The 12,009-nt window shown below is 62.2% G+C and carries 9 protein-coding genes; 7 read left to right on the top strand and 2 right to left on the bottom strand.

The window, feature by feature from the left end:
- Positions 1–98 precede the first annotated feature (98 nt).
- From SINAC_RS28545 to SINAC_RS28535, 3 genes are all read left to right on the top strand, one after another.
- Positions 99–959, top strand: a complete 861-nt coding sequence (locus tag SINAC_RS28545) for a metallophosphoesterase (protein ID WP_015249042.1) — start codon at positions 99–101, stop codon at positions 957–959.
- A gap of 169 nt (positions 960–1,128) precedes the next feature.
- Positions 1,129–2,553 carry an MBOAT family O-acyltransferase gene (locus SINAC_RS28540; protein ID WP_015249041.1) on the top strand — a complete coding sequence of 475 codons (1,425 nt, stop codon included), beginning with the start codon at positions 1,129–1,131 and terminating at the stop codon, positions 2,551–2,553.
- A gap of 29 nt (positions 2,554–2,582) precedes the next feature.
- Positions 2,583–3,650 (top strand): hypothetical protein, encoded by a 1,068-nt coding sequence (locus tag SINAC_RS28535; protein WP_015249040.1) that lies wholly within the window; start codon positions 2,583–2,585, stop codon positions 3,648–3,650.
- A gap of 7 nt (positions 3,651–3,657) precedes the next feature.
- Here SINAC_RS28535 and SINAC_RS28530 read toward each other — a convergent pair whose 3' ends face one another.
- Positions 3,658–4,587, bottom strand: a complete 930-nt coding sequence (locus SINAC_RS28530) for a GNAT family N-acetyltransferase (RefSeq protein ID WP_015249039.1) — start codon at positions 4,585–4,587, stop codon at positions 3,658–3,660.
- Positions 4,588–4,787: 200 nt separating this feature from the next.
- Between SINAC_RS28530 and SINAC_RS28525 the strand changes: the two genes are divergently transcribed.
- The 4 genes from SINAC_RS28525 (at position 4,788) to SINAC_RS28510 (ending at position 10,392) form a co-directional block, all read left to right on the top strand.
- Entirely contained in the window at positions 4,788–7,244 is a 2,457-nt protein-coding gene (locus tag SINAC_RS28525; protein ID WP_015249038.1) for an alpha/beta hydrolase family protein, read from the top strand.
- Positions 7,245–7,556: 312 nt separating this feature from the next.
- Positions 7,557–8,300: a (Fe-S)-binding protein gene (locus SINAC_RS28520; RefSeq protein ID WP_015249037.1), complete on the top strand. Its 744-nt coding sequence runs from the start codon at positions 7,557–7,559 to the stop codon at positions 8,298–8,300.
- Positions 8,297–9,748 (top strand): LutB/LldF family L-lactate oxidation iron-sulfur protein, encoded by a 1,452-nt coding sequence (locus tag SINAC_RS28515; protein WP_015249036.1) that lies wholly within the window; start codon positions 8,297–8,299, stop codon positions 9,746–9,748. The genes SINAC_RS28520 and SINAC_RS28515 overlap by 4 nt, the downstream gene beginning before the upstream one ends.
- Entirely contained in the window at positions 9,745–10,392 is a 648-nt protein-coding gene (locus tag SINAC_RS28510) for a LutC/YkgG family protein (protein WP_015249035.1), read from the top strand. The genes SINAC_RS28515 and SINAC_RS28510 overlap by 4 nt, the downstream gene beginning before the upstream one ends.
- 181 nt (positions 10,393–10,573) lie before the next feature.
- Here SINAC_RS28510 and SINAC_RS28505 read toward each other — a convergent pair whose 3' ends face one another.
- On the bottom strand, positions 10,574–11,887 hold the full coding sequence (locus SINAC_RS28505) for a B12-binding domain-containing radical SAM protein (protein ID WP_015249034.1): 1,314 nt from the start codon (positions 11,885–11,887) through the stop codon (positions 10,574–10,576).
- Between the last annotated feature and the right edge of the window lie 122 nt (positions 11,888–12,009).

Raw genomic sequence — 12,009 nt, 5'->3', positions numbered from 1 at the left:
GCGCAGACTCCCTATTTCGCGACCACCTTGTTAAATTGTGGGTTCGTAACCCACGAAGGCTCACGACGCTTGCCCGACCCGCAGCGAGTACGCCGCCGATGCCCGATCCCGAGAAGTTGCTCAAAACCATCCGCCGCGCCACCGAGCTTTTCCGCGCTACTCCGGGGCGGGCGGGAGGGATCATCACCCTGGATTCGGCCACGGAAGTCCTCGTCGTTGGCGACCTGCACGGCAACATCCCGGCGTTCCGCAAGATCCTCGACGCCGCCGCACTCACCACGAATCCCGCACGGCATCTGGTCTTGCAAGAACTTGTTCATGGACTGCGTTGCTATCCCGACGATGGCGGCGATCGCTCGCATCAACTCGTCGACGTCGTGGCCGCTTTGAAGTGCCAGTACCCCGATCGCGTCCACCTGATCCTGGGCAACCACGAACTGTCGGAGATGACAGGCCGGATGATCGGCAAGAACGGGATGGCGCTCAACGCCCTGTTTCGCCAGGGGATTACGACTGCCTACGCCCCACGCGATGCCGAGGTCTACAGCGCTTATCTTGAAATGTTCGCGGCCCTGCCGATCGCCGTCCGGACGCCCAATCGCGTCTTCCTTTGCCATACGATTCCGGACCCGGTCGATCTCGACAACCTTGATCTCGAGTTACTCAAGGCAGACACCTGGCCCCGCGAGGCGATGGCCCGCCATGGCACGATCTATGCCATGACCTGGGGTCGGAATACCGCCCCCGAGACGATCGACCAGTTCGCTGGAATGGTGGATGCCGACTGGTTCATTACCGGCCATCAGCCTTGCGACGAGGGGTTCCGCCAGGCCAACCATCGGCAGATTATCATCGACGGCACCGACCCCTACCCCACCTATTGCTTGTTCCCCGCACGCGAGCCGGTCTCGATCGAAACGCTTCTCAAAGGGGTGCATGTCTTTGGCATGCTCGCATAAATAGTCTTATCTGGATGAGCAACCTCCCACAGCCCCATGCCCAAGCCGGCCTTGACGTGGGCAGGACAACGAGTACACTTCGCCCGCCTTCTCGACGGGCCGGGCCGGTTCCGGCGCGGTGCCCCACTGTTCTCATGACGCCGAGTCCGCGAGCCGGTGGCAGGATGCCATGCTTTTCTGTTCGCAAGCCTTTCTTCTCTTCTTCGCGATCGTCTTCGCCACCTACTGGGCCCTGCCCTGGTCACGCGCCCGGATTGCCCTCCTCCTCGTCGCCAGCTTCTATTTCTACGCCTCCTGGAACCGTTGGCTCGCCGCACTGATCGGGCTTTCCGCCACGTTTGATTTTGCCGTAGGGCTCGGCCTCGAATGCTCACGGTCGGCCCGCAAGCGGTCACTCTTGCTTGGGCTGAGCCTGGTGGCCAATCTTGGCCTGCTGGCTTACTTCAAGTATGCGAACTTCTTCCTCGGCTCCTTGGAAAGCATGCTTCGGGCGTTCGGCTCCGAAGCCTCGCTTCCCGTGTTGCGCGTGATGCTCCCGATTGGCATCTCGTTCTACACGTTCGAGGCGATCAACTACACGGTCGACGTCTATCGCAGGCGGGTTCCAGCCGAACGAAACCTGGGGCACTTCCTGCTCTTCATCACCTTCTTTCCCCACCTGGTGGCAGGTCCGATCGTTCGCGCACGCGACTTCCTGCCGCAACTCCGCCAGACCAAGCGGTGGGATTGGGCCCGGATCCAGCTTGGTGCTCAGTACTTCCTGCTCGGCCTTTTCAAAAAGCTGGCCATCGCCGATCGCATGGCCGCGTTTGCCGACCCTGTCTTCGCCCATCCCGGTGACTACAGTTCCCATGCGGTCTGGGTCGCGGCGCTGGCGTACACGCTACAAATTTACTGCGACTTCTCGGGTTATACCGATATGGCGATCGGTTGTGCCCACCTACTCGGCTATAAGCTCGCGGCCAATTTCAACCTCCCCTATCTGGCGCGGAACGTCTCGGAGTTCTGGCGGCGTTGGCACATTTCGTTGTCCACCTGGCTCCGCGATTACCTGTTCATCCCGCTCGGCGGAAGCCTGGGAAGCCGGCGGCGAACCTATCTCAACCTGCTCGTGACCATGACGCTGGGGGGGCTCTGGCATGGAGCAAGCTGGACGTTCGTCATCTGGGGGACGTTCCACGGGCTCTTGCTGATCGGCCACCGTCTCTTCCGCGACCTCTGCGCCGCCAGGCCGAGCCTGAGTGCGCTGCTGCTCGGCCCTTTGGGGACGTTGGCTCGGATCGGACTCACGTTCGTAAGCGTTTGCATCGGCTGGGTCATCTTCCGCGCCACCTCGTTCGGTCTGGCTGTTGCGATGCTCCAACGCATGTTCAGGCCCCACGGAGGGGCAAGCCCCCCTGCGCCCGAAGTGAGCTTCTGGATCACGCTTCTCCTGGTCGTAGTCTGCCATGTCGTGGCGGTTCGTGGAGGGGGGGCGCGGTGGATGGATCAGTTACCCGCGCCTGTCCTCGGCTTTGGCTACGCCACGATCCTGATGGTGGCTCTCGTTTTGGCTCCCGCCGCTGGGAAGCCGTTCGTCTATTTCCAGTTCTGAGGCGAAATCAAAGGGACCAGGAGGACTTCATGGCAGCGAGGCGTCCCCTCTCCCGTCGTGCCTGGATGAGTTTGGGTTGGGCCTTGCTCTGGTTCGTTGTCGGCCAGGTTGCCTTGCGCTCACTTCTCCAATCGAGGCCGGAAATCGCCGACCTGGAATTTGGCCGGAAACTCACCGACCTGCGTGCGGCGGTCGCCACGTCACCGGATCGACCGCTTGTGCTGATGCTCGGTAGCTCGCGCGTAGCCACCGGATTTCGCCCGGACGCGTTGCGTGGCCGCGAGTCGACCGCTGGAACGGGCCCATTGGTCTTCAATTTCGCCCAGGTCGGTTCCGGACCGGAGATTGCTCACCTCAGCCTGAAACGCTTGCTCGACTCAGGAATTCGCCCTGACTGGGTCTTTCTCGAGTTCTGGCCGCCGACCTGGGGAGCCGAACGCGGGCCCAAGGAGTTCATGGATCAGGTCCATATCGGCTGCCTCGACTGGAGCGGCCTGAAGCTGCTCGGGAAATACGTGGCTCGCCCTCGAAAGCTCTATCAGCAATGGTGGAACATGCAGGTGTTTCCACTCGTGACCCATCGCGAGGCCCTGCTCCGCCAATTCACCCCGAGCTGGGTCTTGGCCCCGACCGAGCCCGACCGCAGGTGCCAAAACCTCGATCGGCTCGGATGGTGGAGCCCGATGGCCTCGGTTGCTCCGGAAGAACGAGACCGGCTGGTTGAGCGTTATCGCCGGGTCTACGAGCACCGTCTGCGCCGCTATCAGGTTGCAAAGACTCCCGATCGTGCCCTTCGCGAACTCATTGCCCTCTGTCACCGAGAGCAAATCCGAGCCACGGTAGTCGTCTTGCCGGAAGGCCAAGTCTTTCGCGATCTCTACCCGGAGAATGCTCTACGCGACATCCGGGCCTATCTCGACGGCATCAGTCGCGAGTGTCGGATCGACGTGGTCGATGCCCGCGACTGGGTTGGCGACGACGGCTTCATGGACGGTCATCACCTGCTCCCCGAAGGGGCCGCCGTCTTCACCCGCCGCCTGGGCCAAGAGGTCGTTCAGCCGCTCTTGGCCGAGGCGCCCACCACGATCCGGAGATAAGCCGCGATCACGCGAGCCGGCGCGACAGAATCGGGAACGACCCCTGGCGACGGAACAGGCGATCGTAGAAGGCAACGAGTTCTGGCTGGTCGGTCGACGCCTGGGCGGCGATCTGCTTGAGTCCCGCATGGTCCAGGCGACGAACGGCCTCAGCAAGGAGGATCATCCTCACCTCGGGCGCATCGGCCAGGCAGGAAAAGAGGCCGTTGACCCGCTTGTGACGCTCGCGCTCGACTCCGAAGGCCCCGAGCCGGAAACAGGGCATCGCGGAGTCGAGCTTGCTCGGGTCGGCGAATCCGTCTCGTTGAACGACCAGGGCGATTCCGACGATCTGGGTGTCGGTCTCCCTCCGAGCTGCAAACAGGCTCTCGGGACCGAAGTACGGGTTTTCCCAGAAGAAACGAGTGAGAAACTCGCGGTTCTCAGGCGTCTCTTTCTCCCCAAGCCAGCGAAGAAGCGGATCAATCTCATCGCGACGGAGGTTGGCGAGCGAGTAACCGGCGGGAACCGGCTCGTGGGTGAGTGAACTCAGGTCCGCCACATAATTGATCATCTCCCGGGAGGGGAGGAATTCTTGTGCGCGGAGATCATCGAGAATCGTGGTCCAATCGGCTCGGTAGGCCGCCCAGGCCTGTGGCAGGCCGAGACCTTTCATCGCGTTGAGGACCGTCTCCAGTAGAGGCCGCTGCGCCGATTCGTGGCCCGGTAGACACCAGGGATAACTGATCCGGCCATTGCGGTCGAAGACGGCGTAGCCCACGATTGCGTCTGCTTCGACCGCGTAGAAAGTCGTGGTGGCCAGCGAGTCGGAGACCTGGTGTCGGCGAGCGATTTCTGCCGTGGTCGCCGGCTTGAAGTGAGGGAGGCGACCGGCCACCGCGTTGTAGATTCGCGCCTGGGCCTCTTCGTCGCCTGCCTGATATTGGCGGATGACCATTGCTCGACTCGCTCCAAAAGTGGGGACATGCGGACCGTCCCACGCACTATGCCCTGACTGGCCACGAAGGTGCAAGGCCTCGAGAGGAGGGTGATCCGCGACGAGCCACGCTACGTCCTTGAGAAGTCTTTCGCGACGAGTACGATAAGTGGCATTTGTTCCTAAAAATGAGCGTGGCCTCCCTTGGGAGTTACCGAACGATGGCGAAGCCCCCTCTCTCCTTTCCTTGTTCGATCGTGGCTTTCGGCATCCTCTCGGCCGTCTGGCTGTCGAACGTGGCGGCGGCTGAGCCGAAACGGCCGGTCGTTCGTCTCTTCAGCGCAAGCGACCTCCCGCAACTCGCCCAGGGGATCCAACTCCCAGCCGAGGCTCGATACACACTGAAGGTGTGGGCGCCTACCCGACAGGCCTGGAGCCTCACGGTTGACGGGCAAACGTTGGCTCTCACGGCCCAGATCGACGGAACCGACGAAACCCCACGCTGGCAGAGCGTCGGCGACGTCGATCTCAAGGGGGATGGACGGGTTCGGTTACTCGTTCCTTTGCCCGAGCCGAAAAACGCGTTGACGACGACCTCGAAGACCAAGCTCGCTGGTAAAACGCCAACCAAGCCGGTTCCAGCGGCACTGGTATTCACGACCGATCCCGAATTCGATCCCTCCCCTGCCCTCGAGCTGATCCGGGGCCGGGTCGATTCGACGGCTCCGCCGCTGGATCTGCGCAGGACCCAGGTTCGCACCAACAAGGAAGGGGCTGACTTCCATGCACCAGGCTCAATGCAAGAATGGCGGGACCGGGCCCAGACCGTCCGCGAGCACCTCTTGGTAACGCTCGGCCTCTGGCCGATGCCCCCCAAGACCGCGCTCAAGCCCTGGGTCTACGGTAGGCAGGAGCGCGACGGCTACACCATCGAGAAGGTGGTTCTCGAGACTCTGCCGGGCTTCACCTTGAGCGGCAACCTCTATCGGCCCAGCGGCAAGTTGAGCCACCTTCCCATCGTGCTCTGCCCGCACGGCCACTGGGAAGACGGGCGCGTGAACCCCGAAGTCCAACAGCGCTGTATTCAGTGGGCGAAGCTGGGTGCCGTCGTCTTCCTGTACGACATGGTCGGTTACAATGATAGCAAGGCGTTCGGCCACAGCTTCCTGAACGACCGCCTGCGCCGCTGGGGCCTGAGCCTGGTCACGCTCCAGACCTGGAACAGCATCCGAGCGCTCGACTGGCTGACCAGCCTCCCCGACGTCGATCCCGCGCGGGTCGGCTGCACGGGCGAGTCGGGCGGGGGAACGCAAACGTTCTTGCTCACGGCGATCGACGATCGGATCAAAGTTTCCGCCCCCGTCGTCATGGTCTCGGATTCGTTTCAAGGGGGCTGCGTCTGCGAAAACGCCGCCGGGTTGCGGATCGGCACGGACAACGTCGAATTCGCCGCCTTGACCGCCCCTCGTCCCCTTAAGCTCGTTGGCGCATCGGGCGACTGGACCAAGCTCACCCTCACTCGTGCCTATCCGGCGATCCGGGATGTTTATTCACTGGTCGGATCGACCGATCGAGTCGATGCCGAGGTCTTCGACTTCCCGCATAACTACAACCAGACGACTCGCAACGCGGTCTACGCATTCATGGGGCGCTGGCTGCTTGGGATCAACGATCCGGAGCGCACGCGTGAGGGAACTCAGACGCCCGAGAAACCCGAGGATCTCTGGACCTTCGACGAGCACCACCCTGCCCCGGCCGATCAGAAAAGGCCCGAGCAACTGGAAGCGGACTTAGTGCAAATGATGGGGAGCCAGATCGAAGAATTGGCCCCCTCGGACCACTCCTCTGCCTGGGAGGCTTCGAAAGCGTTATTGCTCAAGTCCCTCAAGATCCGCGTCGGCTTGAAAAATCCGACCCCTTCGGAACTCGAGGAGGCGACCGTCCGCCAGTCGAGTCGCGAAGGATTTACGGTGATTCACTCCCTCGTCGGTCGGAAAGCGGCCGGGGATCAGATTCCGGTCGTCCGGTTCCGCCCAACAGAACCAAGTGGTCGCCTGACAGTCATCGCGACCTCTCACGGCAAAGAGCGGCTGATTACGCCTCGAGGCGAGCCGATTCCGCTGGTCAAAGCCCTCCTTGAAAGGGGCCAAGAAGTCGTCGGATTCGACCCGCTCTTCGTGGGCGAGTCGTTCGACCCCACCTCCCCGGCGTTCCATCGACCGAATGCCGACCACTTTGAGACCTACAACCCAGCCTTGGCCGGCGACCAGATGCAGGACCTGGCTACGGTGGTTGCCTGGGCGCGGTCTCAGCCTGATGTCCGTGAGGTCAGCCTGATTGGGCTGGGGCAAGCGGGCCCGCAAGTCCTGCTCGCTCGGCCGGCCCTCGAGGGAGTCTCCCGGACCGCGGTCGATCTCGGCGAGTTCGACCCCAAGGATGGTTCCGTCGATCTGCCGGCCAGCCTTGACTTACCGGGCCTTCTTCAGTTCGGCGGGTTGAAGGCCGCCTCGGCCTTGACGGCGCCGGCTCCGCTCTGGATCCAACGGGCCGGGAAATCGTTTGAGAAGAACTGGCCTCAGAAGTCCTACGGACTTGCCGACGCCGCCCACGTCCTTCGCCTGACCTCTGAGGCGGCCCCGCCGGAAGTCCTGGCGGCCTGGATTGACACCGGCCAATGAACTGGCTCTCCCATCGATCGGGGGCTTCCTCAAGCCCTCGATCGACGGACTTGAGAATGAAGAAGATCGCGGCGAGATCGGACTCGCTGGGGTGCCGGTCAAGGCTTTGATCGAGTATGATCTTGAGGCGAAAGGCCCTTCCCCCAAGGGCCAAGCCCTCTGGGTGGTCGGTTCAGAACGATGCTCGTCGTCGCCAATGCCCGAGCGGGGCAGCGACGGCCGTTTGGCCGCGCTGTCGACTCCGCACGCGGGCCTTGATGTGCGTGACGCGAACACGCGGACGCGGGTCGGAGTACGGGAGCTCAGTGAGCGATGCGGGTTTCTCTGTTTATTACCTGCTTTAACGATACCTTGTTTCCTCAGACCGGACGGGCCGTCGTCACGCTTCTCGAGCGTCTCGGTCACACCGTCGATTTTCCGCTCGAGCAGACCTGCTGCGGGCAGATGCACTTCAATACGGGATACCAGCGCGAAGCGATTCCGATGGTCAGGCGGTTCACCGAGGTGTTCGCCGATGCCGAGGTCGTCGTTTCCCCCTCGGCTTCGTGCGTGGGGATGGTCCGCGACCTCTACCCCAGAGCGGCCGAATTGGCGGAAGACCATCAGCTTGCGCAAGCGGTGAGCGACCTCGCTCCTCGAGTCTTCGAGCTTTCCGAGTTCCTCGTCAAGAAGCTGGGCGTCGAAGATGTCGGCGCCTACTACCCGCACCGGGTGACGTACCACCCGACCTGTCACTCGCTCCGGATGATTCGCGTGGGCGACGCCCCGCTGAAACTCCTTCGCGCCGTACGTGGCATCGACCTGGTCGAGTTGCCTCGGGCGGAGGAGTGCTGCGGGTTCGGCGGCACCTTCGCTGTCAAAAATGCAGATACGTCGATGGCCATGCTGGGCGACAAGCTACGGTGTGTGCTCGACACGCGGGCGGAATTCTGCGCGTCGGCCGATACCTCATGCTTGATGCACATCGGCGGGGCCTTGCACCGTCAGCGAGCCGGGGTCGGTACGGTCCACCTCGCCGAGATTCTCGCCTCCACGGAATCGAGCGTGAGCCGATGAGTCACGAACCGATGAGCCACGAGCCAATCCCCACACGCCCTGGGATCCGCTTCGAGGATGCCGCGCGCGTCGCCCTGGCCGACACCCAACTGCGACGCAACATGGGCAAGGCCACCCAGACGATCCGCGGCAAGCGCGCATCGGTCGTGGGTGAATTGCCCGACTGGGAGACGCTCCGCGAAGCTGGGCGAGCGGCCAAAGAACAGGTGCTCGAAAACCTCGGGTCCTATTTGGCCCAACTCGAAGCCTCCGTCCAGCGCGCGGGGGGGCACGTGCACTGGGCGCGGGACGCCGCCGAGGCGAACCAGATCATCACCGCGATCGCTAAGGGGCACGGGGCCCGCGAGGTGGTCAAGATCAAGTCGCTGACCACCGATGAGATCGCGCTGAACGAGGCGCTCGCGGCCGCCGGAATCGAGGCGACCGAGACCGACCTGGCCGAACTGATCATCCAACTCGCCGGCGAGCGCTCATCCCATATTCTGGTCCCCGCGATCCATAAGAACCGCTCCGAGATTCGCGACCTCTTCATGAGCCGGCTCGGCGTCAAGTCCCTTTCCGACGAGCCGAGCGCCCTGGCCGCCGTGGCCCGTACGCATCTCCGAAAGAAGTTCCTGGAAACTCAGGTCGCGGTGAGCGGGGCCAATTTCGCCGTCGCCGACACGGGGACCGTCTGTATCGTCGAATCCGAAGGCAACGGGCGGATGTGCCTGACCCTTCCGCGCGTGCTGATCTCGGTCATGGGCATCGAAAAAATCGTTCCCCGCTGGGATGACTTCGAGGTCTTTCTCCAACTCCTCCCCCGCTCGTCCACCGGGGAGCGCATGAACCCGTACACCTCGTTCTGGACGGGAGTGACTCCGGGAGACGGCCCTGAGGAATTCCACCTGGTCCTCCTGGACAATGGCCGCACCCGCGTCCTGGCCGACCCGGTTGGAAGACAGGCGCTCTACTGCATTCGTTGCAGCGCGTGCTTGAACATCTGCCCGGTTTACGAACGGACCGGTGGCCACGCCTATCATTCCGTCTACCCGGGGCCGATCGGGGCCATCCTGACGCCGCAACTGGCGGGAGTCGAGAACGCGGGGTCGCTCCCTTATGCGTCCACTCTCTGTGGCGCCTGCTACGAGGTCTGCCCGGTCAAAATCAATATCCCTGAGGTTCTGATCCACCTGCGCGGTGAAGTGGTCCGCCACAAACAGGATCAAGAGGGAGCAGGCCCTTGGGCGAACCCCGAGAGTCTCGGGATGAAGTTCCTTGCCGGCGTCTTCGCCGACCGCAGCCGCTACGAACGGTCCCAGAAACTCGGGCGGTTCGGCCAGCGTTTTCTGATGCGTGGAGGATACATCGAACATCTTCCGGGCCAGCTTGGAGGCTGGACCGCGATGCGCGACATTTATCCTGTGGCCCCCCAGACCTTTCGCGAGTGGTGGAAGACGCGCTCATGAAGACCGCCAAAGAGGAGATTCTCGATCGGATCCGCGAGGCACTCAGCGACCTCCCGCCACGAGCCGCCGCCCCGGAACGAACTGAAACGCAACCCTATTTGCGATCGGATCCGGCTCCGCACGAGGAGCAGGTTGAGCAGTTCATCGAGCGCGTGACCGAGTACAAGGCCACGGTCCGTCGAGTTTCGGGTGCAGACTTGCCCAAGGAAATCGCGACGGCCTGCGCCCTTCGAAACGTCCGCCGGTTGGTGGTGCCGAACGACCTGCCGGAAGCCTGGATCCCCTCGGATGTTGAGGTCCTTCGCGACCCTGGCTTGACCAATCAAGAGCTCGACAAAAGCGACGGCGTCCTGACCGCCTGTCGACTTGGAATCGCGCAGACCGGGACAATCGTCCTCGACGCCGGCCCCGGCCAAGGCCGGCGCGCTCTGACACTCCTGCCCGATTACCACCTCTGCGTCATCGGCGTTGATCAGATCGTCGGCCTCGTGCCCGAAGCCGTCGCCCAGCTCCACGAGGCCGTGCAAAAGCCAGGTCATCCGCTCACCTGGATCTCGGGACCTTCGGCGACCTCCGACATCGAGTTGAACCGCGTTGAAGGGGTTCATGGCCCGCGAACCCTCGATGTGCTGGTTGTAGGCTGATGGAGAGTCCTCGCTCTGCGGACCAATTTTTCAGGGAAGCAGAGATCGTGATTTCCTTGTCCCCTCCTCTCTCAAGCTGAATCCGTGATGGGCCGTGCTCCCTCTCCAAGAGATTTCCCCCTTTTGTAGAAGAGGCCCGGCCCACCCACTTCATTTCGACAAATTCATTCTCGTACAGCAATCAATAATAAGTGAGCGGGTGAATTTTTCGATTCACCCCCCACCGAAAGAACAGGTTGGGAATCAGCGACTGGATCGTGTGGCGGTTGGGCGGAAACAGAATTCGTTTGGCAATCGAGCCGTACGAGTAGAATTGCCTCTGGGCTCGCCAGAAACCATCTTCGAGTTCCTCACGCGTCATGTTCTTCGGCTCGAAAACACACTCGTAACTGTGATAACGATCCCAGTCGCTATGGTCGATTCTCCCCTGGGCCATGAGTTCGTCACGGATTTTCAGGCCGACCCGTGGCGAAAGGATAAACATAAAAGAGAGTGGTGCCCGGTATTCGATCAACTTTGTTACGGTCGCGTCGAACGACTCCTTGGTATCGCCGTCGAGTCCGAACATGACGTTCAGGGAAAACTCGATCCCTCGCTTCCGGATCGCGGCGAACTGCTCGGCATATTTGTCCGCGTGATTTTGTTTCTTGTTGACCGACTTCAAGCTCTCCGGACTGACCGATTCCATGCCGATGTTGATGTGCCGGCAGCCGCTCGCCCGCATCAGGTCGAGCATTTCCGCATCATCGCCCACGTTGGCCGTGCAGAGGCAGGTCCAGGCGACGTTCAAGGGGCGCAAGCCTTCCATCACGGCGAAAGCGTGTTTGCGATGGGCATTGAAAATATCGTCCACAAAGTAGACGAATTTACGCTTGCCCAACGACATCAAGACCCGGACCTCTTCAACCACCTCTTCGGGAGGCCGATAGCGAAACCGGGCGCCATAGACCTGGGTGACCTCGCAATAGCTGCAAGCGTAGGGGCAGCCTCGGGTCGTCTGGGCAGGGAGGTTGGGAATGCGATAGCGGCTCAGGTCGAGCAAGTCGTAGCGCGGGGTGGGCAGTCCCTTGAGGTCGGAGAGCTGAGAACTGAGGTAACGCCCTTCGAGATGGCCCGAGGCGGCATCCTCCAAGACCTTCGACCAGACGCCCTCGGCCTCGCCGATCACCACGCCATCGGCGTGCTGGAGCGCCTCATCGGGGGCCAGCGTCGCGTGGAACCCCCCGATGACGACGGGAACTCCCCGTTTCCGAAATTCATCGGCAATTTGATACGCCCGCGACGCCTGATGCGACATGCAAGTCAGTCCCACAAGGTCGCAAGGCTCGCCGAAGTCGATATCCTCGTAAAGGTCGTCCTTGATCGCCACGTCGATTCCAGGCGGAGTCAATGCCGCCAGGTAAGGGAGCGTCATTCCCAACAACCAACGTGTCTTGTTTCGGTAGACCGATCCATCAGGCTCTAAGCGTGAGGGCTGAACGAGCAACACTTTCATGGTGGATCCTCCGTGCGAGGCGTTCGAAGCAAATTCGAGGCCGACTGAGGTACTGACCAAAGTGCGTCTTGAGTTATCAACGTCGGTGCCGGACCGGAAATCAAGGGGGCATCGTCCTGGAC

The organism is Singulisphaera acidiphila DSM 18658 (genome assembly GCF_000242455.2).
Classification (GTDB): Bacteria; Planctomycetota; Planctomycetia; order Isosphaerales; family Isosphaeraceae; genus Singulisphaera; species Singulisphaera acidiphila.
Note: the sequence above shows the minus strand (reverse complement) of the source record. Positions and strands in the feature narration are given on the sequence as shown.